The organism is Lysinibacillus piscis, from assembly GCF_026012395.1.
GTDB classification, from domain to species: Bacteria; Bacillota; Bacilli; order Bacillales_A; family Planococcaceae; genus Lysinibacillus; species Lysinibacillus piscis.
Genome location: NZ_BRZA01000002.1, coordinates 523,446 through 545,041 on the forward strand (window position 1 = coordinate 523,446; position 21,596 = coordinate 545,041).

Below are 21,596 nucleotides of genomic sequence, written 5' to 3' on the forward strand. Positions count from 1 at the left end.
ATGAAAAAATTGTTCTTTGAAATGTAAAATAGGATTATTAATAATGTATCACCTCCAATTTATTATATAAAATTCCTTTATCAAAGTTAAGATGAATTTTTGATAAATATTTCATAATGAAGTAATTTTAATTGCTCTTTGAAATTTATTAACAATGCATCACTTCTAATCTATTACATAAAATTATTTTATTAAAGTTAAGATGGATATTTCATAATGAAATGATTTTAAATTATCTGTTCGATTATTTTTTACTTCTTTTTAAGAAACTTTTTACATACTAAAACGTATATATAGTTAGGTCGCACAAAAACAACTAATTTCCAGCATATATATGTTGATTATTTGTAAAAAAAGGATTAAGATATATGATGATTTAGAAATAGATTGTTAAATGTACCTCTATTGCGTTAGTAATCCATTACGAACGAAATGGAGGTTAATCTTTGGCAAATGTGCATGCCAAAATATATTTGATAGAAAAGAGATGGAGAGGATGTTAGGAATGAAATCAATCAAGTGGCCTAAACATTCATTTATGATATTGGCAATTATCGCAACATGGATTAAAACGGTCATCGTCTACCACACTAGCTTTGATATGAAAATCGAGAACGCTATGCAGCAATTTATTTTATTTATTAATCCATTGAGCTTCTTGTTATTCATTTACGGGCTATCATTATTCTTTAAAATGCCAAAAGGAAGAAATCGTTACATTATTACAGTGAGTGTGATTTTATCAGTCATTGTTTATGGTAATGTAGCATTCTACCGTTTTTACAATGATTTTATTACATTACCAGTATTGTTCCAAACAAGTAATTTTGGGGATTTAGGCACATCCGTGACAGCAATTATTGAGCCATGGGATGTCCTATACTTTGCGGATGTTATCATTTTAATTTTAGCAAAACGCTATATTCCTAAAATGAAAGAAGCTATAAAAGTAAATGTAGAATTCCGTCGTGCGTTTTTCGTCTTAGCGATTGCCATGACTTTCTTAAACTTAGGATTAGCGGAAACAGAGCGTCCACAGCTATTAACACGTAGCTTTGACCGAGAGCTACTTGTCAAAAATATCGGTACTTACAACTATCATTTATATGATATTTATATTCAATCTAAATCATCTGCGCAGCGTGCATTAGCAGATGGCAGTGAATTAGTGGAAGTTAACAACTATATTCGCTCAAATCAAGCAGCCGTGAACCCAGAGTTATTTGGAAAATATCAAGGACGCAATTTAATTGTCGTTTCTATGGAATCTTTACAAAACTTTGTGATTAATAATCAAATGGATGGACATGAAATTACACCATTCTTGAATTCTTTAACACAAGATAAAGACACATACTATTTCAGCAACTTTTATCACCAAACAGGTTTAGGGAAAACGTCTGATTCTGAATTTATTGTGGAAAACTCCTTATTTGGTTTAGGACGTGGGGCAGTCTTCTTTACACACGGTGGTAACACATATAACTCAATGGCTGAACGCCTTGGCGAAAATGGCTACTTTACGAATGTCATGCATCCTAATAATAAATCGTTCTGGAATCGTGATATGATGTATAAGTCATTAAAAGTAGAGAAATTTTATGATGTGGATTCTTATCAAGTTGGAGAAGGGCAAGCAGTTAACTGGGGTATGAAAGATACACCGTTTTTAGAGCAATCAGCGGCATTGATGAAAGATATGCCACAGCCATTCTATTCACGTTTAATTACATTAACAAATCACTATCCATTTACATTGGACCCAGATGATGTGATGATTCCAGAATATACATCGAACTCTGGTACATTAAATCGTTATTTCCAAACGGTTCGTTATATGGATGAGGCGCTGAAAACTTTCTTCCAAAGTTTAAAAGATCAAGGTGTTTATGATAATTCGATTATCGTGATGTATGGTGACCACTATGGTATTTCAGAAAACCATAACAAAGCGATGGCACAGTATTTAGGGAAAGAAAGCATTACACCACTTGATACAGTTATGTTACAAGAAGTACCTTTATTTATCCATATTCCAGGCTCTGGTGATGGAAAAGAGATGACAGAGGTTGCAGGTCAAATGGATTTACGCCCAACTATTTTACATCTTCTTGGCGTAGACACATCAAAAGATATGCAGCTAGGTGCAGATTTATTTTCACCTGAACATGAAAACTTTGTTATTTTCCGTGACGGTCGTTTTGTAACAGATAAGTATGTTTACACTGGTGAAGTGTGCTATGATAAAGCGACAGGTGAAGAAATGGATGGTGCAGCTTGTCAGCCATATGCAGAACAGGCTACAATGGAGCTAGAAAATTCAGATGCGATTATCAATGGCGACTTATTGCGCTTTTATGATGAAAAAACAGGCAACTTAAAGCAAGGTGCTGTGAAATAGTGAAAAAAGACTCGCTTAATGGGCGAGTCTTTTTATATAGAATTTATAAGAAAACGGAAAAGAGCAACTTCCTTTGAGAAGTTGCTCTTTTTCGTGTACGCTTAGTGTAATTTTGGTGGGTATCCACTGTTGATAACTGTCATGATGACAAACCAACCGAATACAAGTGCACTTAATAGGTTGAAACCAACGCTTAATAAGTTCTTTTCTTTAATTGCTTGGAATGTACCAATTACAGCTAAAATCGCTACTAAACCAAAAATAACCATCAATAAGTTCATTAAAAGACACTCCTTTCGACATCAGAAAATGAATGTCGTAAACAATATTCCTATTTAATTGTATACGTTCTATTTGTTTTTGTCGAGAACTAAAATCGCCGAAACTATGAACATTTATCGTCAAATTGTGGTAAAGACGCTATAATAAGAAATTGAGGTGATAATGATGATAAATGTACGAAATTACGCACTTGGGCCAATACAAACCAATTGTTATATTGTATCGAACAAGGAAAGGGAATGTTTAATTTTTGATCCGGGGGAAGAAGCTGATAAATTAATAAAAGCCATTCACAGCAACCAGCTTAAGCCACTAGCGATTTTTCTAACACATACACATTTCGACCATATTGGTGCAGTGGATGCGTTGCGTGAGGCATTTGATGTGCCTGTATGGGTGCATTATAAAGAGGTGAGCTGGCTAAGCGACCCAATGAAAAATGGCTCTGGTAAATATGCTGAACTACCTGATTATAAAGTGGCTGTACCAGTAGAAGAGCAATGGATAAAAGAAGAGCAACTATTTGAAATCAGTAATTTTGTGTTTAGAGCAGTATTCACACCTGGTCATTCTCCAGGGAGTATTTCATATATCTTTGAACAAGATGGTTTTGCGATTGTAGGAGATACCTTATTTGAACAAAGTATAGGGCGCACAGATTTACTTGGTGGCTCAATGGATGTGTTAGTAGCATCCATTCATCAGAAACTCCTAACATTGCCTGAGGAAACGATTATTTATCCAGGGCATGGTGCATATACAACGGTTGGTATTGAAATGGAGACAAATCCTTTTTTAAATGGCTTTTAACGAATCAAAAAGCGTACCTCATTATGAGATACGCTTTTTGTATTAATGACCTCCACCAGGTACGTGAATGAATGTTGCATAGTACGTGAAGCCAGCGAAGAATACAGTTAAATATGCTCCGAAAATGTACATGTACATACGCTCTGAAAGGTTTAAGAAGCCTAATAATAAGAATAAACCTGTATTACCTACGAATAATAGCGATACTTCGTTCATACCTCCAAGGTAGAACATGACTGCGAAAATACCTGTCCAGAATGCCATAACTTTATACATATTATCCATGAAAGTTTTCCCTCCTTCTGCCCACGACACAATAGTCTATTACTTATTATAAATGATATGAAAGGAATCTGTAAACTGGAACTTCCTTTTCTTTGTGACAAACAAATGGCTTTTTCATACATCAGTCCATTTCTGTAACGTTTATTTCATATTTGCATAAATCGCAATTATGTACCATGCTTTCGACTTGAACAAATTCGTTGTTGGGGAATAGTGCATCAAGCTGTCCCTTTAAATAGGACTCATGTAAGGAGCAAACCATTTCTGAATGTGTTGTTAACTGTTCTTGGAACGGACAATTAAAAATGGAGAAGGTGATTTTTTTCCCATGCTCTGTTTGTTGAACTTGTGGAATATAGCCGATTAATGCGGCATTTTCCGTTAATAGTTGTAGCTTATCTTCAAAAGAGGGTAGACCGTGTAAATAGCCATATTCATAATTTTTCATTTGTTGAAAGCCATCTTGATAGCTAATTTTTTGACAATGGGCGATAGCTGATGGACCAAGCTCTTCTACTAGTTGGATTGTCCATTTTAGCAAGCGAATTTCATCTCGCCTTGGAAACGATAAAGAAATCCCTTTTTCAGCAGCTTTATAGACACGACCAGGACGGCCGCCTTTCCCTGTTTTCATAAAATCAGCAGAAATAATATTAATTTCTGTTAGTTTTGTGAGATGGAGACGTGCGACATTTGGATGAATATGAAATTCGTCTGCAATTTGCTGGACAGTCACTGCTTTTTTTTCTTTTAAAATATATTCATAAATAGAGTATCTAGTTTCATCTGCTAATGTACTAGTAATCTTTAATGGATGAATCATTTATTTCACCTCAAATTTCTATGTAGTAAGTTAGGAAAATACACCTGTTCATTCTATTATATTGCATTATGGAAAAATATACAGTTTTTTTAGTATAAATATTTATCCTATAGTAATAATTTGTAAAAATAGTGGGTTAAGTTAGCTGTGGAGATGGTATAAAGCCATATTTTTTAGCGATAAGGAAATACTATCCACATGTTCTCTTGAAAAAATAAATTTCATAGCTTATTTCATCGAGAATTTTTAGTTTGCCAAAAGGTCTTTCCTAGAAGGAAGTTACCATTTATACTGAGGGCAACGAATAGGCGGTCATATTCGAACTAATAATGAAAGAGGTGTCATTATGCAGCAATTTGAAAGCGTGATTGAACAAAAATGTGAACAACTTTTGTTAAAGGCCTATCATTTTGGGGCGTCCGATTTATTGATGATTCCCGAACATGGGCAGTATCGTCTCTATTTTAGAAAGTATGATAAGTTGTTAAATGCAGGGGAGCTACCAACGGATTTAGCAGAGCGAATGATTTCGTTTTATAAATTTTTAGCAACGCTCGACATTAGTGAACGCCGTAAACCCCAAAGTGGCTCCTTTCAAAAATCATTAGAACAAGAGCAGTATGCCTTCCGTGTCTCTACATTGCCCTCTGTCTTTTTTAAAGAAAGTTTAATTATTCGCCTTCTGTTGCAAAACCATACATTCCCTCTCACATCTTTATGTTATTTTCATGATGCACCAGCCAAGTTAACAGAGCTTGTACAACAAAGGCAAGGGTTGCTCCTATTCAGTGGCGCAACAGGCTCAGGCAAATCCACCTCCCTCTATGCATTACTTCATTATTGTTCCACCGAATTAGCACGACATGTCATTTCATTAGAAGATCCTGTAGAAAATAATCAAGCCCATTTATTACAAATTCAAGTGAATGAAAGAGCTGGTGTGACATATGCAACGGGCTTAAAAGCTATTTTGCGTCATTCTCCAGATGTAATTATGATTGGTGAAATTCGTGATAAAGAAACAGCTAGAATTGCGGTGGAAGCTGCTTTAACAGGTCATTTAGTATTGTCAAGTATTCATGCGAAGGATTCAGTGCGTTGTCTTTACCGACTACTGGATCTAGGCGTTTCAATTGAAGAGCTTAATCAAACAGTCATTGGTATCGTTGCCCAGGTGCTTTTTCAATTGCCAATTGTGCAGGAAGAACGCCGTGCATTATTTGAAATATTAAGTGATGAGCATTTAGAGCTTGCCATGAGAGCGATTAGACAAAAAATCAGTTACGAGCTACCGTATGAAATAACGCTTGCAGGTCAGAAAGAATTAGTGGAGAAACAATGCTATGTGGCTACGACAATGGACTGACAACATAAAGCAGACATTTAGACGAAATACGAAGTGGCGAGTAAGAGAGCAAGCTGATTTTTTTCATCGATTAAGTATTTTAATGCAGGAAGGATACTTATTTCCACAGGCTATCGCTATTTTGCTACCACATCATGTTAAAGCATACGACGAAATGCAATTTTTCATTGACGAAAAATTGAGACAAGGAGGAGGCGTAACAAGTGTTTTAATGCAATTACAGCTAGCAAAGCCCTATTTAGTCGCAATTACGGTTGCTGAAAGTAATGGTCACATGATAGAGGCCTTTCACGGCATTGCAAAACAAATGGCTTTACAGAAAGCGATAAAGGACAAGTTAAGCAAACTCCTCATATACCCCATTGTGCTCACCGTATTTTTAGTATTCCTCTTTTTCGTGTTTCGTACTTTATTTTTTCCGAATATTGAACAAATGGTCGTCAATCGAGTGACAAATCAAGAATATTCCAGTATTACACTGGCTAAATTTTTATTGCATATGCCAGATGCTTTTATTATGAGTGGTGGTGCTGTGGTGGGCAGTGGATTGTTATTCATGCTGTATATCAAAAGGTACAAGGTGGCGAAACAACTACATATTGTCGCCAAAATACCAATAGTGAAGCGCTATATTCGCTTATCAGTGACAAGACAATTTGCTGTTTATTTGGGAAGTTTACTACAAAGTGGTTTTTCTCTACAAGCAAGTCTTCGTGTTTTAGAGGAACAACCACATCAGCCATCTTTACAATATTTAGCACAAGCCATTAAAGAGCGTGTTATGTTCGGGGACACGCTCACACAAGCTGTGCAGTTTATGGAAATTTGGCAGAAGGATTTTGCTGTATTTATCCATCATGGAGAACAAAGCGGTTATTTAGGCAAAGAATTAATGGTATACAGTGAACTATTAACTGAAAAACAACAACAATGGCTACAACGCGTGCTGGCATTTGTACAGCCAACCTTTTTTATACTTATTGCGATATGTATTGTCGCTGCATATATCAGCATATTATTGCCCATTTATCAAATGATTGAATTTGTATAGGAGGAATCTATCATGAAGTATTTAAAACAACAGCAAGGCTTTACTTTAATAGAGATAAATACAGGGGATAACCCCTACTAGTTAGACTTTTTTGGAAGCATGTCCTGGGTAGGGGTCTTTATCAATAACCACGCCGATTTCAAGAGGTACACCACTAATTTCTGAAATTAAAATTAATTCATCTGGATATAAAATTCCTTTGGGAAATAAATGTCCGAATATTTTAGCACGTTCCCCAGGAGTATAATCTATTTCAAAGTTTTTAAGTGAACTAAATAAATCGTAAATCAATTCATAATTAAATTCGTTGTTCTGCATCAACTTCAATTTTTTGGATAATTGGGTATGTTCATTTGTCAAAGACTCATTTTCTTCTTTAATTTTCGTTTGTCGTTTAACAAGTGTACTTTTATCAAACTCACCATCTAAATATAATTCAAGCAATCTATCTAACTTAATTTCGTTTTTATGAATGGCTTTACTTAGAGATTCGATTGATTCTTTTAGTTGTTCTATTTTTTGCTCATTGTTCTCAAATTGAAAGTATTTACTTGCAAGACTTTCGCTATCTAATATTTCAGTGAACAGCTTAGAAATATTTTTATCAAAACGAATAGTGTTAATAGAAATATCACAAACACTTCTGTCAGCTATTTTTAATTTTCTTCCGTGTTTTAAGTAGTAGCGAGGTGTTTTAGCTGTACCATGTTGTACTAGTAAAATTTTTCTGCCACATAAACCACATGTAAAAGTAGTTCTACGTAAATAATGCAAATCCAATTTCGCTCTACTTGTTACTTTGTAGATAGTGCCTCGTTTTTCACGTTCTAATTGGATGAGGTCATAGGTTTCTTTCGTTCGTAGTGGTGGGTAGGCATCTTCTATAACTATAATTTCTCCAGTACTAAATCTTTTCTCCATCACACCATGAAATGCTTTAGATGTTAAACGATCACTAATTAGCTTTTCATTCCAAAAGCGACCACTAGGAGTTCGAGAGATTTCATTTAAACGATTCGCAATAGCCATCATTCCAAGTTGCTCTTCTAAATATAACTTGTCGATGAACGGTATTACCCAATTCCACTCTTCATCCAATACATATTTTTTTGTAGTTTTATCAAACTTATATCCTAGTGGAGCCATTCCAAATCCTTTACCTTCACGCATACGTTGTTTTTTACCACGCATCATACGACGGACAATCGTTTTCTTTTCTCGCTGTGCGATAAGGTTTTTTAAATCGGAGTAGAAAACATCATCTTCATTTGATAAATCCGTAATGCGCCCTGGTTCTGCAATCTTGACATTGTTTGTACGTAAAATGTCTTTCAAATATTCCCACTCTACAGTATCTAGTCGAGATAACCGATCTTGGTCAGCTACCAGTACAACATCAACTTTTCCTTCTTCAACGTCATCTAATAATGCGTTTAATCCTGCTTTATCAAGCTTTCCACCACTATCTACATCTTGATAGATGTTGACGATTATCCAACCTTGAGATTCAGCATATTTTGTTAATTCGGATTCTTGACCAGCTAATGAAAATTTTTGTTCTTGTAACTTGGTAGAAACACGAATGTAAATAATTACTCTCAATGTATTTTCCCCTAACTATAATTATTTTTTAGAACAAATGTATGTACTGTTCTTGTGTCGATTATAGCAGATATCCCCTGATTTTCACTGTTAGTTTATAGAAATTTCATTTGAAATCAATTTCACAGAAAAAATATTTTGTCAATAGAGGATTCGACAAGAAGAAAAAATAGTTCATAAATTATTGAATTTAATAAAATATTAGTAAATGGTTTTTTATTTTTCATTTCATTTTATATTCTTATAAGGATAATATAAACAAATTTATAGGTTAAATAATTCAAAAAAATTTTAGATTTTTTTGATAGCATTCGACAAAGCAATAAATTCCCTGTTAAAATCTTGCATTGATATTACTAAGATATGATATATACTAGCCTCAATAGTTAATTTTGTCATATAATGTCGGATTTAGTAGATGGATATTCTAGCAAAATGAACTACAAGTAGAGTGATTTTTTTCCTGTATAACAAGAACTAATGTTCTTGTATAATAAAATTAATCTAAAGAGGTGATGAAGTTGAAAGTAAATGAAAAAGAAGCAGCAATAATCTTTAAACACGAAAAGGATATTTTTAGGTATCTAGTAGATTTAACCTATATGGAAAAAACGGCAAATGAAATAGTTTCAATTTTTGAAGGATTTGAATATTTATTAAATTCAGATGATGAAATGATTGTAAGAATGGATAATATTAAACAAAAATTCTTTTGTTTCTTTGAAGGAGCAAAGACGAATTTAAAAACGTTGAATGAAACTTCACAATACTTTAAAACATCAATGATAATAACAAGCGAGGAAAATGAGACAAATAAAAAGGCTGTAACGTCTGCAAACGTTACAACCAAGTGAAAAAAGAAAAACATGGATATTGTAGCACGTTTATACAATACTGACAAGATAGATTATTGTGAAGGATAAGGATGTGGAAAAAGAATACATAGGGGTTGAATAAGAACGAATGTTCTTATATAATGGAGAACAAAGAGGTGAGCGACTTGAAAAATGAATTGATTAGGTTAGTAGACGGTTCCAAAAATGAAATACAGAAAAAGCATTTAGAAATTATTGAAATGGTATTGCAGATTGATGATCCAATTGTATTACAGAAGTTATTAGTTATTACTCATACTTTAGCAACGCTAGATGAAAACCTATTAGATTTATTCTTGAATGCACTGCCTTTTGAAGATGAAAGTTCGCTGGATGTAGTGTATGCTGTATCAATTCTATTCAATCATATTCATGATGATAAAATGTATGTCATATTGAATACCTTAGGCATTACCAATGATAGACACTTAGGAATCTTAAAACACTACACTTCTGAAATGTTAATTTAATAGTGATAAAAAAATGGAACGGACTACTTGAGTCGTTCCATTTTTTCTTTTTCTAATAACGATTCAACTATTCTATTAACTATTTTTAAGTCATCCATAGATAATTCCGTTAAATTCTTCATGGCGTTCTGTAACATTTCGTCATCTCTTTTGGTTATTGTCGCTAGCAATTTTCCTATTTCGTGTTCATCGCTTAATTTAAGAAACATTTCACCTTCGCCAGTTCTTAACCATTCCTCGTTGACGTTGAATTCGTTACAAATTAGTTTGAGTAAACGTTCTGAAACCTCTCTTCGTCCTACTTCTACACCTGAAAGATGGTTTTGTGTTATCGCTACTTTCTCTCCAAAATCAGTTTGTGTCATATTCAAATGATTCCTTATCATTCTTACTCTATCATTGATATTCATTTGTTATCGCCTCCTTTCTCTTTACATAGTAAATTACAAATATCTCATTTGCAACATTTTTTAAGAAATAGTATTGACTTAAATATCTCAATGACATATTATTAAGTTGCAAATGACATATAACCAATATCTCAAAACAGGTAAGTTGTTTGTAATTCAATCTATTTAAACAAAATAAAAAGAAGGAGATGAAACAAATGAACATGAAAATAGAGAATTGGAACGGCTTTGAAATTCGTTTTGTGGAGAAAGAGCCTAATGAGTGGTGGGCGGTGCTTGATGATTTAGCGAAAGCGTTAGATTTAGGTCAAACAGCCCCTATTAAACGTAGGCTTCCAAAAGAGGTGATTTCAAATCACATGGTTGATTTTGGAAACGGCAGTCGTAAAATGCTAATCGTCAATGAGCTAGGTATTTACGAAACAGTATTTGAGAGCCGTAAGAAAGAAGCAAAGGAATTTAAGCGTTGGGTATTTGAAGTAGTTAAAACGCTCCGTCAATCAAGCGGATTGGAAGGTTTTCAAATATTCCGCATGTTGGACAAGGAACACCAAAAAGAAATGATGTCCAAACTGAACCAATCGTTACAAGACCCTAAGCCCGTCAATTTTATCAAAGCCAATACAATTGCTAACAAAGCCGTATCAAGCAGGTATGGACATCCGAAGATGCTCAAGAAAAATCAAATGACACCTGATATGTTAGTGGAGCGTGAACCGATTTTAGCGGATGCGGTGGACTTGATGATTGCTAATGAAAAGTTTCAGCTTGGGTTATCCGTTAGCGAAATTGTTTATGGGAAGTATGTGCATTAACTAGTGGCGGTGACAGTTTTGTAAATAGGTTGGTGGTTATGCCATCTAGTAAACAAAATGAAAGGAGCAATTATCATGCTAGATTTAATAGTTATTCAATTGCGTGGTAGACGTGTTTTAACAACAGTGCAACTTGCTGAGAAGTATGAAGCTGATGAAAAATTAGTTCAGCAAAATTTTAACAATAACAAAGAACGTTACAAAGAAGGCAAACACTTTATTTTACTTCAAGGTGATGATTTGAGGGATTTCAAACGCAACTTCGAAAATTTAGGTGTTGCGCCAAACGTCAATAAACTCTACCTCTGGACAGAAAAGGGGGCATGGCTACACGCAAAGTCACTCAATACCGACAGGGCATGGGAGGCATACGAGTTACTAGTGGACGAGTATTACAGGGTGATTGAGCAACAACCACAATTCAACGTACCTACCACATATAAAGAAGCCTTGTTGCAACTGGTGGAAAAGGTAGAGGAAAACGAAAAGCTCCAAACCGAAAACCTCGTACTGGTTCAGCAGAACAGCGAGTTACAGCCGAAAGCTAGCTACTACGACATGGTGTTGCAAAATAAGTCCTTGCTGTCTGTGTCTAAGATTGCGAAGGACTACGGCATGAGTGCTACTAAGTTGAACAAATTACTTCATGAGCTAGGTGTCCAATATAAACAAAGTGATATTTGGTTGTTGTATGCCAAGTATCAAAACAAGGGTTACACGCAAACGACAACACACGTAATTGATGCTGATAATTCTTCAATACTAACGAAATGGACGCAAAAAGGTAGATTATTCATTTATGACTTGTTAAAAAGTGAAGGAATCTTGCCTGTTATTGAACGAGAGGAAGCTAGTTAATAGAAGGGAAGGTGAGAGAGATGGATAAAAAGGACCTTATTTACGCTATCGTTACAGGAGCACAACAGTTGAATGACGTGAACATGTCCTATGTTGCAGGTTTAATCGCTGGTTTGCGTAAAAATGCCGTAGAACAAAAGCGTTCACAAGAAAAAGAACCAAAGAGTCCAGATGAACAACTCAATGACATTGCATAGAAAAGAGGTGAGAAGTATGGATATAAACAATTTACTAATTGAAGCTGGAGGTTGGGAACCAAACGCTGACAGTGAAGAAGTAATGGATAAAATCACAGTGCTACTTTATGAAAAATTCCAAAAAATGACCCCACAAGAATTCAGACAACATCTTCGTCGTGAGGTCAAATTTGAAAAAAGCACAAGAGAATTCGTTATTCAGTTTGCTTTTAAGTAGTTTCCAATGACTTAGCTTTTGACAAGCCTTCGGGTGTTAATTCGTAACAAATTAATGTTTCGTTTGGCACTATAATGACTGAATTAGAAAAGATGTTATCTGAATGTGAAATTAGCCAATCATTTTCATGCAGATAATTTGCGGTATTCGTGAAGTCTATCAATTCTTGTGAATTCTTAGGTTGAATCTCTGAATAAGAGCTGCCACTCTTATAGAAATTTTCAAGACCTAGTTTTAAAAATTGTTTTTCGTAATGATTCAAAGATATTCACCTCCTATCTACTAAGTATAGGTGAATTATACCAAAAGGAGGAATTCAAATGAATCAACCTAATGATAAAAGTGACATCTTGTTAGAAATGATGGAAAATAATTGTCGATTGTTAAACGATGCTTTGATTTTGGAATTACAACAAATTCATAATCAAAAAACAGTGAGTGTTCCAAAACGGTGTATTGAACTAATCGACAAAGTTACTCAATACACCGAATTGTATCTAAAGTTTAATCGAGAAATCTAACAGTAAAACAATTATCCAACTTTTGATGTGCCATAGAAATAAGTAAAAAAGCTGTAATAGCATCATCTTCGTTTTGTTCATTAAACATCTTAGGTGAATGGGCTGTGGGGTTTCGATAAAAGTAACAAATTGTATTTAAAAGGGATTTTAAGCCAAGATACTGACTTTTATCATTGTCGTTTTCTAATAAATTTCCATGTATAACTATAGCAGGGTTTTTAGCTTTAAAGGCTTCATTAATAAGAGTGTTTCCATCAAGAGTTGAATTAGTAAGTTCTCTTATTCTTTCTAAAACACTTTTACTAGCTTCTAATATTGCGTGAAAATAATTTTCGTCTAAAAGTTCTGGAGTACAGTAAAGAATAACTTTTTCATGTACATTATTTTTCCGAAGTTTATCTATCAAATTTTGAGATCGATTAAAGGCTTCATTGAATGTAGTTGAGGGTTTTATGCTAACAACTTTACCAGCATCATTTAATTCATAACCATAAAAACTCAAAGTGAAATTAATTTCAGTTAAATTGCAATTCCATAGTTCTTGTTCATCTCTCGAAAAACTAGCTGGATTCATAATTTCTTCAATCAATTTAAAAAAAGGTGTTGGTGCATGATTTCTATTAATTTCATAAATCATAGAGGCTTTCAAGCGTCTCCATTTAGTGCTATATATAGGTGATTTAGATTCAGTGTCATGGTCTTTCCAATGATTTTTAGCTAATAGTTCAGTAATTGTGTTACCAGTAACTAAATCACCTAGTATCCGAGTTATTTTTTCTACACATATTTCATCTATTTGCTTCATTCATATACCTCCATTTTCTATCTAATTATAAGAAATGTAGGCGAAAATAACCATAAAAATGTCGAAAGAAGGGCTGGCTAATGGTATTGTACCAAAGGCTAAAATCGAAAAATTCAAAAAGATTGATATTATCGCAGATGACCCAAAGTTGGTTGAAATTTATCTTGCGATTGTTAAAGAAATGGCGATTAAACATTCAATTAATGTAGGAGGGGTGGGGGCGTAGTATGCATGAAAATAAAAGTTCCCCACTTCTGGGGAAGGGGAGATATAACTGTGAATAAAGGGTTTTGGGAAGAGTCAATGTATTGTAAATGCGAAAAGTGTAAAAGGAATTTCACATAGAAGAAGCATTATTTTGTACAAGATGTGGTACTAAATTGAACTTAGAGCAAGCTATAAAAAATCATCAATATTAGTATCAATACCTATCAATGGAGGAATGAAAAATGACGAATGTAGAACCAATTCGTATCAAAGCAACAGAGATTCGAACGATTTTTAAAGAATATCCGATTGACCCGATTATCTTACAAAAACGAGGTGCTATACCTGGTTTGATTGCAGAATTATCTTATTTAGACCAAACAAAGTCAATTGAATATCTGCGCATATGGGGTGAGAAAAAGATAGCTATAACACCTTTATTTGATAAGCTGTGTGAGGAATTGGCTCGATTTAATAAAATTGTAGGAACAACTATTGAAAACCAAACTGGCACGAATTTAATTGGTTAACATTACTAATTAAAATCTGATTTTTTCACTCTTCAAATGCCGAGACTATGTTTAATAATTTCGGAATGAGGATGCGAAAAATGGAAGTATATATTAATCATCGTAATGAGAAGTTAAAGACAACTAATCCAAAGCTTTATGAAAAAATCAAAAAAATGGAAAGGAAAGTAGGTGATGCGATTTTTAGTCCAACAAAAAAATGTATAGACGGGAAAAAGCATGATTTTATCGTTATAGCCTATGAAAAGAAATGCTTTTATGTTGGATGTGTGAAATGTGAAGAAGTGGCAATAATCAAGCAGTACACACCACCTAAAGAAAAGTAAAGTCTAAGGAGGAAAATGGATGTTAAAAGTAACTGGACAAGCAACACTAAAAGTTCGTTATGAAGTGGAACTTCCGATTTCAGAGGCGGCTTATGAGGCAATGTCAGAGCAAGAGGCACATGCTTACTTGGATGGACATATTGATTGGCAACAAGCTTGTCAAAATGCTGAAACTAATGAAATTGATGTATGGGACTATGAGGAAGTAGACAATATTAATTAAATTTTTCGCAAAACAGAATTCATCCTAATTGGGTGAATTCAAATATAAACTATTTTCACTAGTAGAGAATTAGAAGAAATGGAGAATGAAGAATAGGTTATGAAAATGAATGATAGTTTACTAGAAGTTTTAGGAGATTACTTTGTTACACATAAACTCGTGAATCAAGGTTGGGAGTTTTTACAGTTTGTAAAGGCTTGGCAACAGGGCGAATTAAATATCACATTGAAGGGATGATGTCGTGTTAATCAAAGCAGGAGATTACTTACATTTGAATAAAAAGCAGCGAGTGTTGATGTTAATGGAACTTATCAAACGAAAGGAGTTAGTTTTATGAAATTAGTACTAGCTTTAGAGAAAATGGCTAAACTACCACAGATTTTAGCTGAGTATGGTATTCCTCATAAAGATGTAATTAATGTGTCTTATAGTTGGAATGCAACAGACGTTGATGTATTGGTGAGTTTGTATTCTAGAGAATCGATAGAAAAAATCGGAATGAGTGAATTAGCACCATACATTAGTTATACAGGCGAACCAGCTAATTATCGAAAAATTACTAAATATGGCATAACATTTGTGAATTTTGGAATGGCGGTGACTGAACAATGCCATATGTCGAAAATCCAATGATTTTAGGTCGTATCGAGTATCCGAAGCTACGTTATCAGCCATATGAGCCAGTTATCAGCTTTGAAATGTATGACGATTTTGGCAGTTTGATAGTTTGCCATGATGTGTATTTTGAGATAGGTGACGCTATCGTACACATGGACAATATTAGTGATTATCTAGCCGTTGGCTATCAAGATTATTTGACTTATGAGATGGCAGATTTTGAAGTGATTGCCTACGTAGAACTACATTATGGTTCTGCTTATGTAAAAAAATAGTCCACTGTTCCAGCAGTGGACAAAAGCAAGAAAAAAACAATAACTTTAGCGCCATTGTAGCGCATGTGGGAGGAAATTTCAATGAATAACTTATCAGAACAATTCAATAATCCACAAAGTTCACAGCAATTTCAAAGTGGACAACCTATGCAAAATCAAAGCGTAACAGCTCATTCAAGTGCATCTCGGGAGATAGAGGAAGTTAAAGGGGCTATTTTCTTAGCAAAGCAGTTTCCTCGTAATATGTTTGAAGCTCAAAACCGTATTTTAGATAATTGTAAGCGCCCTGCATTAGCAGCATCATCTATGTATTCCTATCCTAAAGGTGGAACAAAAGTAACTGGACCATCTATTCGTTTAGCAGAAGTATTAGCTCGAAACTGGGGCAATCTATCTTATGGTATTAAGGAATTAGAACAACGTGATGGCGAGTCTGTTGCGATGGCATATTGTTGGGATTTAGAGACAAATGTTAGACAAGAGAAAGTGTTTACAGTAAAACACTCAATTTATCGAAAACAAGGAGGTCCGAAGCTGTTATTAGATCCACGAGACATATATGAAAAAGTAGCGAATGATGGGGCACGTAGGTTACGAGCATGTATTCTAGGTGTCATTCCTGGTGACATTGTGGACTTAGCTGTGGAGGAATGTACAAAAACATTGGCAGGTCAAAATGAAGGACCATTAAAAGAACGTATTGTAAAAGCTCTTACATTCTTTAAAGAAAAACATGGCGTAACACAGGAAATGATTGAAGTTCGTTTTGGTTATAATGCTAGTTCGTTTAGTGAGTTTGATTTGGTTCAACTAACAAATATTCGTAATTCCTTAAAAGATGGTATGTCTACTGTGGAAGATTGGTTTAGTAAAGAGGAAGCGAAAAAAGTAGATGGTGGCTTAGCGACCGAGTTTGAAAAATCACAAGAACAGCCAAAAACAGAGGTGAAATCAGATGCACCAAACCAAAATCCGATTGAACAGCCAGAATTACCACTCGAATGAGGCGAACCAGCACTATATGAGCGTGTCGCAGTTTAAGCAAGCAATGCAGTGTGAGGCTTCCATGATAGCTGAATTAAAGGGCGAGTTTATTCGCCCACTCTCTCCAGCTATGGCAGTAGGTAGCTACTTACATGCAGCATTTGATAGTGATGAGGTGTTTAGTGCTTATTTACATGCTAATCACGATGCCATTTTTAATACTAAAGGTAATAAATATGCTGATTATCTGAAAGCTGATGAAATGATTGAAACCATTCAGAACGATAAATTTTGCATGTTCGCCCTAGATGGCGAAAAAGAGGTTATCATGACAGGGCAGTTATTCGGCGCCGATTGGAAAATCAGAGTGGATAGTATCAACCATCAACGAGGTACTTTTACGGACCTCAAAAGCACCCAAGAGCTTGCTAAACGTTATTGGAGCGAGAAATACAATACTTACGGGTCATTTGTACAAGCGTATGATTACATCCTGCAAATGTACGTTTACCGAGAAATCATTTTTCAAAATACAGGGCGTTATTATGATCCGTATATCGTGGCAGTCACAAAAGAAACACCACCCGACAAAGCCGTTCTACACTTTGACTCTAGCCGTTTTGACTTTGAGAAGGAATATGTCCAAACAATATTACCAAGCATCTTAGAAGCAAAGCAGGGTATTAAAAAAGGGCATCGTTGTGAAAAGTGTCCATACTGTCGAGCAACCAAGCAATTAAAATCATCATTTGAGATTGAGTATTTACTAGATTAGGTGGTGCAAACGGATGAACAACGTACCCCACAAAGTCCTTCTGCCTCGCTGGATATTCGAGCAGGCAGAAGGTGATAGGGATGAAATTAAGCGCTTGGTGCTGGAATATATGAAACGTTATCCAAACTATCGAATTATTCAAGTGAATGGTAGTTTCGCAGTTTGCGAACGATTAGGTGGACTTATATAGGAGGTAGCTATGCTCAAACAATTACAAAAAGCCTATGAGGTAGCACTTCAAAATGTCGTGTTTGTGGATTTTAAGAGTAAGTCGATATTGAAAGTTCGGAATATTGAAAAAGTGGAGGGTGGCAACTATGACAGTAGCAATTAAAAATGAAATTGAAATCGTAGGAAGAGAAAGATTAACACCAGCTTTAGAGGTAGCAAAAAAATTCACATCTACTACCCCATCTAGACCAGCATTAAATCATCTTGCTTTAAAGGAAAATGGTGAAATGCATGCAACAGATACTTTTCGAGCAATTATCTTAAAGAATGTTCATTCTTACCAAGAAGAAATCTTGTTAAATCATAAAACATTAGATTTGATTAAAGGTTACGTGTTTCCTCATTTGAATGAATTGTTGAAAGTTGAAGAACATACACAATCATCTTTTCAGTTATCTAAAGAAGATGCACTGAAACTAATACCAGCAATTAAATTCATTAAATCTAACAAATTTCAAATAATGAAATTCACATTTACAAATGACTATATTGAACTTTCAGTACCTGGTATTCATTTAAAATTAGACGATTTTGAATTTGATATTAAGCAACATAAAGACACTGAAAATATTATTTCTTTCACACCTATCTATTTATTAGATGCCTTAGAAGCTTTCTTAAAATTCTCATCAAATGAAAATATTACGGTCCATCATCAAGGTGCATTGAAAGTTATGATTTTTGAAAATGAAGATATGACTAAAGGAGTTTTACCACGCAGAATTTACTAGGAGGGGTGAAGGTAAATGAGCATCATCCGAGTAGCTAAAAATAGTAACTATGTAGTAATGAATCGTACAGCATTAAATGATAATCGACTTTCTTGGCGAGCGAAGGGAATCATGGCTTACATGCTTTCAATGCCAGATGATTGGGTGTTTTATCAAGATGAGCTAATAACACATTCTTGTGATGGAAAAACAGCATTTGACGGTGGGTTTAAGGAATTAAAAAAACATGGATATGTGGAGCGTAGACAGGTTAAAGATGAACAAACTCAAAAAATTACACATTGGGAAACGATTGTTCATGAAATACCATTTGAGCCACAACCCGAAAAACCAGTGGGTGGAAAAACCACTCACTGGGAAACCACCCACCTGGAAATCCACCCTGTGGAAAATCAGCAACTACTAAGTACTGATATAAACCAAGTATTGAATAAACCAAATACTGATATAAACCAAGTATTGAATAAACCAAATACTGATATAAACCAAGTACTGACTACAGACATGGAGAATACTCAAAGGCTATATGAATTTTTTGTCAGTCGCTTGCAAAAAATTCCTAGTGATAAGTTACGAGAAGATATTGATTTCTATATAGCAACTTATCATGATGCAAATCTCATTTTAGAAGCATTCAATAGAGCTCTAACAAATGGAAGTGTAAAAGCTAAAGAAAAATATGCTTTGGCAACTCTCCGCAATTGGAAACATGAAGGAATTACCACTATAGAGTTGTTAGAGCTGAAGGAGGTGCAGCAGAATGGAATCAATCAACACGACAATGCAGAAGTTGAAGCAAGAAAATCCGCAATTCGAGCAGAGAATGATAGACGCGCAAAACTTGCTGGCATCCAAAGGGATTGAGTGTTTAACCCAGCCTAGTGAAGTTTGCCCGAAAGGAAAGTGTGATGGTAGTGGGTTCTTATGGTTTATTGACTATTACAAGAAACTCAATCCACATAAGGTTGCTGCTGATATAAAAAAACATCGTGAGTTGTATGCTGTTGCTCATGAAAAAAATGATGAACAAGAAATGGTTCGCATTTCTGACATTCTTGAAAATTTAAAAAAGGAAGCCGAGTGGTGGGAGAAATGTGAATGCTATGAACACAAGTTGAAAGAACAAGAGATTGCTAGAAAGTTAGATTTGTCAGGTATGCCAGAAAAATTTAGAAAAGTTAAAGTGATGGGGTTCAAAACAGATATTTATAAGCGAGAAGAATCGAGAACAGATGCAACACTTGCCCTAAAAATAGCTATGAACTTTATAAAAGGCTATGAAGAAATAGAAAAAGGTAAAGGACTTTATTTCTACAGTACAACCAAAGGTGCAGGTAAGACCCGACTAGCTTGTGGTATTGGTAACGCATTAATGAGCATGTACAACAAAACAGTTGTATACATGAAAGCTGATGATCTGTTTCTGCAAATTCGTAAAACGTATAAAGATTCCAGTGAAACAACTGAGGATGAAATTCTAAAAATCTATCGTGAAGCTGATGTGTTAATCATTGACGACATTGCTGTTGAGAAGCCATCTGATTTCGCAGGTCGGGTTTTGTACAACATCTTGGATTCTCGGATGGAAAATTTCAAAACGACGCTAATAACGTCAAATAAGACGATTGACGAGTTAGCCGATATTTATCAAACCAAAGATAAACAGGGTAATCCAATCCTAAACAGCGACAGTGGTGAACGATTGAGAAGTCGAGTTAACAAAATGTGTTATTCAGTCAACATGCCAGAAGAATCTGTGCGTGATATGGAAGCACAACATGAAAATTACGCTTTTGAACAAATCTTATTTAAACCTATTAAGGAGGAAACAAGATGAGATTAGAATATTGGCACGCTGAACAAAATGGTCTAGTTAGATGCCCTGTTACTGGTTGTCATCACATCGGGACAGTAATTACAAAAACGCATTTGAGATTGGAGCATGGTTTGACACGAGACGAGGTGCAAAATCAATTTGGATTTCCTAAAAAAGTGCACAAACTCAATAGAGCAGAGATTGAGAAGATGATTGAGCAAAAGAATAGTGGTGTGAAAGCGTAGGTGGTCTTGTGGAGGTTTTACGAATTGATTTCGACAAAGGGATTCACGTGCAGACGAAAACGGCTCACAAGGCTTTTAAACGTTATTAGGAGGTACGACGATGAAACAAGAACAGTTAGATGCCATTAAAGAACGTGCAGTAAATGCTACAGACGGGCCATGGCAAGTGTACGAAATGGAAGATGGCACACAAATCGGAACAGTAGAACATCATCCACAATTAAAATCACCAATGCATGTTGTGACAATGAGTTATTGGGGTGAAAAACCTTATAGTCGTGTGTGGATTGATAAAGACAACGCAAAATTCATTGCGCATGCTCGAGAAGATGTACCAGCACTTATTGCAGAGTTAGAAAGATTAAAATCAGAATTACAAGGCATCATTTCGGTTGCAAAAGAAGAAATTGAATCGCAATCTCCACATGGCTATGAAGACATAATCATAATAGCTCACAAAGCATTGGTAGGTGAAGCAGATGGATGAACAATACTATATCGACCAAATTTCACTGCATGTAGGTTTGTACAAGAAATATCAGTACAAAGAAAATGAAATAGGCTTTTATCAAAATCTTGAATCTTTGCGTAAATTAAAGGGTTTTCAAACTCAAGATGAAACAGTTGATTATGCGGCTAATTATCCAATAAAAAGCAGGGTGATAGCATGAAAGATTATGCACTTTACAAAGGGGACCAGATGATAGCCATTGGAACAGTAAATGAAATTGCTAAGGAACGTGGTGTTAAGCCTGAAACAATACGTTATTACATGTCAGGAGCTTATCAAAGACGTTCAAATAGCAAGGTAAATAACAGATTGCAACTCATTAAGCTTGAAGACTAA

At 34.9% G+C, this 21,596-nt stretch carries 36 protein-coding genes; 29 read left to right on the top strand and 7 right to left on the bottom strand.

Features of this window, described 5'->3' with window-relative positions:
- Positions 1–505: 505 nt before the first annotated feature.
- Positions 506–2,401 (top strand): LTA synthase family protein, encoded by a 1,896-nt coding sequence (locus OPF91_RS08945; protein ID WP_264988403.1) that lies wholly within the window; start codon positions 506–508, stop codon positions 2,399–2,401.
- Between the two features lie 101 nt (positions 2,402–2,502).
- On the opposite strand, the gene OPF91_RS08950 is transcribed toward OPF91_RS08945, so the two are convergent.
- Complete coding sequence (locus OPF91_RS08950; protein ID WP_264988404.1) at positions 2,503–2,682, bottom strand: DUF2759 domain-containing protein; 180 nt, start codon at positions 2,680–2,682, stop codon at positions 2,503–2,505.
- A gap of 166 nt (positions 2,683–2,848) precedes the next feature.
- Here OPF91_RS08950 and OPF91_RS08955 point away from each other — a divergent pair, with 166 nt between their 5' ends.
- Entirely contained in the window at positions 2,849–3,493 is a 645-nt protein-coding gene (locus OPF91_RS08955; protein WP_264988405.1) for an MBL fold metallo-hydrolase, read from the top strand.
- A 42-nt stretch (positions 3,494–3,535) separates the two neighbouring features.
- Here OPF91_RS08955 and OPF91_RS08960 read toward each other — a convergent pair whose 3' ends face one another.
- Both OPF91_RS08960 and OPF91_RS08965 read right to left on the bottom strand, forming a co-directional pair.
- Positions 3,536–3,778: a DUF2626 family protein gene (locus OPF91_RS08960; RefSeq protein WP_264988406.1), complete on the bottom strand. Its 243-nt coding sequence runs from the start codon at positions 3,776–3,778 to the stop codon at positions 3,536–3,538.
- 121 nt (positions 3,779–3,899) lie between these two features.
- A complete protein-coding gene (locus tag OPF91_RS08965; RefSeq protein WP_264988407.1) occupies positions 3,900–4,601 on the bottom strand; it encodes a helix-turn-helix transcriptional regulator in 702 nt (233 codons plus the stop codon).
- A gap of 346 nt (positions 4,602–4,947) precedes the next feature.
- Here OPF91_RS08965 and comGA point away from each other — a divergent pair, with 346 nt between their 5' ends.
- Together comGA and comGB are read left to right on the top strand one after the other, a co-directional pair.
- Positions 4,948–5,967: a competence type IV pilus ATPase ComGA gene (gene comGA, locus OPF91_RS08970; protein ID WP_264988408.1), complete on the top strand. Its 1,020-nt coding sequence runs from the start codon at positions 4,948–4,950 to the stop codon at positions 5,965–5,967.
- Positions 5,945–7,018, top strand: coding sequence for a competence type IV pilus assembly protein ComGB (gene comGB / locus OPF91_RS08975; RefSeq protein WP_264988409.1), 1,074 nt, complete (start codon positions 5,945–5,947; stop codon positions 7,016–7,018). Before comGA ends, comGB begins: the two co-directional genes overlap by 23 nt.
- An 81-nt stretch (positions 7,019–7,099) precedes the next feature.
- On the opposite strand, the gene OPF91_RS08980 is transcribed toward comGB, so the two are convergent.
- Positions 7,100–8,620 carry a recombinase family protein gene (locus tag OPF91_RS08980; protein WP_264988410.1) on the bottom strand — a complete coding sequence of 507 codons (1,521 nt, stop codon included), beginning with the start codon at positions 8,618–8,620 and terminating at the stop codon, positions 7,100–7,102.
- Positions 8,621–9,141: 521 nt separating this feature from the next.
- Here OPF91_RS08980 and OPF91_RS08985 point away from each other — a divergent pair.
- Together OPF91_RS08985 and OPF91_RS08990 are read left to right on the top strand one after the other, a co-directional pair.
- A complete protein-coding gene (locus OPF91_RS08985; RefSeq protein ID WP_264988411.1) occupies positions 9,142–9,474 on the top strand; it encodes a hypothetical protein in 333 nt (110 codons plus the stop codon).
- A 146-nt stretch (positions 9,475–9,620) separates the two neighbouring features.
- Entirely contained in the window at positions 9,621–9,965 is a 345-nt protein-coding gene (locus tag OPF91_RS08990) for a hypothetical protein (RefSeq protein WP_264988412.1), read from the top strand.
- Between the two features lie 23 nt (positions 9,966–9,988).
- On the opposite strand, the gene OPF91_RS08995 is transcribed toward OPF91_RS08990, so the two are convergent.
- Positions 9,989–10,375, bottom strand: coding sequence for a helix-turn-helix domain-containing protein (locus OPF91_RS08995; RefSeq protein ID WP_264988413.1), 387 nt, complete (start codon positions 10,373–10,375; stop codon positions 9,989–9,991).
- Between the two features lie 197 nt (positions 10,376–10,572).
- Between OPF91_RS08995 and OPF91_RS09000 the strand changes: the two genes are divergently transcribed.
- From OPF91_RS09000 to OPF91_RS09015, 4 genes are all read left to right on the top strand, one after another.
- On the top strand, positions 10,573–11,190 hold the full coding sequence (locus OPF91_RS09000) for a BRO-N domain-containing protein (RefSeq protein ID WP_264988414.1): 618 nt from the start codon (positions 10,573–10,575) through the stop codon (positions 11,188–11,190).
- A 75-nt stretch (positions 11,191–11,265) separates the two neighbouring features.
- Positions 11,266–12,048 (top strand): phage antirepressor KilAC domain-containing protein, encoded by a 783-nt coding sequence (locus OPF91_RS09005; protein WP_264988415.1) that lies wholly within the window; start codon positions 11,266–11,268, stop codon positions 12,046–12,048.
- Between the two features lie 20 nt (positions 12,049–12,068).
- Positions 12,069–12,245: a hypothetical protein gene (locus OPF91_RS09010; protein WP_264988416.1), complete on the top strand. Its 177-nt coding sequence runs from the start codon at positions 12,069–12,071 to the stop codon at positions 12,243–12,245.
- Positions 12,246–12,261: 16 nt separating this feature from the next.
- Positions 12,262–12,462 carry a hypothetical protein gene (locus tag OPF91_RS09015; RefSeq protein WP_264988417.1) on the top strand — a complete coding sequence of 67 codons (201 nt, stop codon included), beginning with the start codon at positions 12,262–12,264 and terminating at the stop codon, positions 12,460–12,462.
- Here OPF91_RS09015 and OPF91_RS09020 read toward each other — a convergent pair.
- Entirely contained in the window at positions 12,455–12,724 is a 270-nt protein-coding gene (locus OPF91_RS09020; protein WP_264988418.1) for a hypothetical protein, read from the bottom strand. The genes OPF91_RS09015 and OPF91_RS09020 overlap by 8 nt on opposite strands.
- 58 nt (positions 12,725–12,782) lie before the next feature.
- Between OPF91_RS09020 and OPF91_RS09025 the strand changes: the two genes are divergently transcribed.
- Positions 12,783–12,983, top strand: a complete 201-nt coding sequence (locus OPF91_RS09025) for a hypothetical protein (protein ID WP_264988419.1) — start codon at positions 12,783–12,785, stop codon at positions 12,981–12,983.
- On the opposite strand, the gene OPF91_RS09030 is transcribed toward OPF91_RS09025, so the two are convergent.
- Entirely contained in the window at positions 12,967–13,788 is an 822-nt protein-coding gene (locus tag OPF91_RS09030; protein ID WP_264988420.1) for a TIGR02391 family protein, read from the bottom strand. The two genes, OPF91_RS09025 and OPF91_RS09030, sit on opposite strands and share 17 nt — an antisense overlap.
- A 58-nt stretch (positions 13,789–13,846) precedes the next feature.
- Here OPF91_RS09030 and OPF91_RS09035 point away from each other — a divergent pair, with 58 nt between their 5' ends.
- The 18 genes from OPF91_RS09035 (at position 13,847) to OPF91_RS09120 (ending at position 21,596) form a co-directional block, all read left to right on the top strand.
- The gene (locus tag OPF91_RS09035) at positions 13,847–14,014 is read left to right on the top strand and encodes a hypothetical protein (RefSeq protein WP_264988421.1); all 168 of its coding nucleotides are present in this window, start codon (positions 13,847–13,849) and stop codon (positions 14,012–14,014) included.
- 223 nt (positions 14,015–14,237) lie between these two features.
- A complete protein-coding gene (locus OPF91_RS09040) occupies positions 14,238–14,525 on the top strand; it encodes a hypothetical protein (RefSeq protein ID WP_264988422.1) in 288 nt (95 codons plus the stop codon).
- Positions 14,526–14,605: 80 nt separating this feature from the next.
- On the top strand, positions 14,606–14,851 hold the full coding sequence (locus OPF91_RS09045) for a hypothetical protein (protein ID WP_264988423.1): 246 nt from the start codon (positions 14,606–14,608) through the stop codon (positions 14,849–14,851).
- Positions 14,852–14,870: 19 nt separating this feature from the next.
- Positions 14,871–15,074 (top strand): hypothetical protein, encoded by a 204-nt coding sequence (locus OPF91_RS09050; protein WP_264988424.1) that lies wholly within the window; start codon positions 14,871–14,873, stop codon positions 15,072–15,074.
- Between the two features lie 99 nt (positions 15,075–15,173).
- A complete protein-coding gene (locus tag OPF91_RS09055) occupies positions 15,174–15,311 on the top strand; it encodes a hypothetical protein (RefSeq protein WP_264988425.1) in 138 nt (45 codons plus the stop codon).
- Between the two features lie 96 nt (positions 15,312–15,407).
- The gene (locus OPF91_RS09060; RefSeq protein ID WP_264988426.1) at positions 15,408–15,707 is read left to right on the top strand and encodes a hypothetical protein; all 300 of its coding nucleotides are present in this window, start codon (positions 15,408–15,410) and stop codon (positions 15,705–15,707) included.
- Positions 15,683–15,967 carry a YqaI family protein gene (locus OPF91_RS09065; protein WP_264988427.1) on the top strand — a complete coding sequence of 95 codons (285 nt, stop codon included), beginning with the start codon at positions 15,683–15,685 and terminating at the stop codon, positions 15,965–15,967. Before OPF91_RS09060 ends, OPF91_RS09065 begins: the two co-directional genes overlap by 25 nt.
- An 81-nt stretch (positions 15,968–16,048) precedes the next feature.
- Entirely contained in the window at positions 16,049–16,972 is a 924-nt protein-coding gene (locus OPF91_RS09070) for a hypothetical protein (protein WP_264988428.1), read from the top strand.
- Positions 16,923–17,726 carry a PD-(D/E)XK nuclease-like domain-containing protein gene (locus tag OPF91_RS09075; protein WP_264988429.1) on the top strand — a complete coding sequence of 268 codons (804 nt, stop codon included), beginning with the start codon at positions 16,923–16,925 and terminating at the stop codon, positions 17,724–17,726. Before OPF91_RS09070 ends, OPF91_RS09075 begins: the two co-directional genes overlap by 50 nt.
- 13 nt (positions 17,727–17,739) lie before the next feature.
- Positions 17,740–17,916, top strand: coding sequence for a hypothetical protein (locus OPF91_RS09080; RefSeq protein ID WP_264988430.1), 177 nt, complete (start codon positions 17,740–17,742; stop codon positions 17,914–17,916).
- Positions 17,917–17,925: 9 nt separating this feature from the next.
- Complete coding sequence (locus OPF91_RS09085; protein ID WP_264988431.1) at positions 17,926–18,060, top strand: hypothetical protein; 135 nt, start codon at positions 17,926–17,928, stop codon at positions 18,058–18,060.
- Positions 18,044–18,688 carry a hypothetical protein gene (locus OPF91_RS09090; protein WP_264988432.1) on the top strand — a complete coding sequence of 215 codons (645 nt, stop codon included), beginning with the start codon at positions 18,044–18,046 and terminating at the stop codon, positions 18,686–18,688. The genes OPF91_RS09085 and OPF91_RS09090 overlap by 17 nt, the downstream gene beginning before the upstream one ends.
- Positions 18,689–18,703: 15 nt before the next feature.
- The gene (locus tag OPF91_RS09095; RefSeq protein WP_264988433.1) at positions 18,704–19,552 is read left to right on the top strand and encodes a DnaD domain protein; all 849 of its coding nucleotides are present in this window, start codon (positions 18,704–18,706) and stop codon (positions 19,550–19,552) included.
- The gene (locus OPF91_RS09100) at positions 19,449–20,525 is read left to right on the top strand and encodes an ATP-binding protein (RefSeq protein ID WP_264988434.1); all 1,077 of its coding nucleotides are present in this window, start codon (positions 19,449–19,451) and stop codon (positions 20,523–20,525) included. Before OPF91_RS09095 ends, OPF91_RS09100 begins: the two co-directional genes overlap by 104 nt.
- Positions 20,522–20,749: a hypothetical protein gene (locus tag OPF91_RS09105; protein WP_264988435.1), complete on the top strand. Its 228-nt coding sequence runs from the start codon at positions 20,522–20,524 to the stop codon at positions 20,747–20,749. Before OPF91_RS09100 ends, OPF91_RS09105 begins: the two co-directional genes overlap by 4 nt.
- Before the next feature lie 100 nt (positions 20,750–20,849).
- Positions 20,850–21,236, top strand: coding sequence for a hypothetical protein (locus tag OPF91_RS09110; protein WP_264988436.1), 387 nt, complete (start codon positions 20,850–20,852; stop codon positions 21,234–21,236).
- A complete protein-coding gene (locus OPF91_RS09115; protein WP_264988437.1) occupies positions 21,229–21,420 on the top strand; it encodes a hypothetical protein in 192 nt (63 codons plus the stop codon). The genes OPF91_RS09110 and OPF91_RS09115 overlap by 8 nt, the downstream gene beginning before the upstream one ends.
- Entirely contained in the window at positions 21,417–21,596 is a 180-nt protein-coding gene (locus OPF91_RS09120; protein ID WP_264988438.1) for a helix-turn-helix transcriptional regulator, read from the top strand. Before OPF91_RS09115 ends, OPF91_RS09120 begins: the two co-directional genes overlap by 4 nt.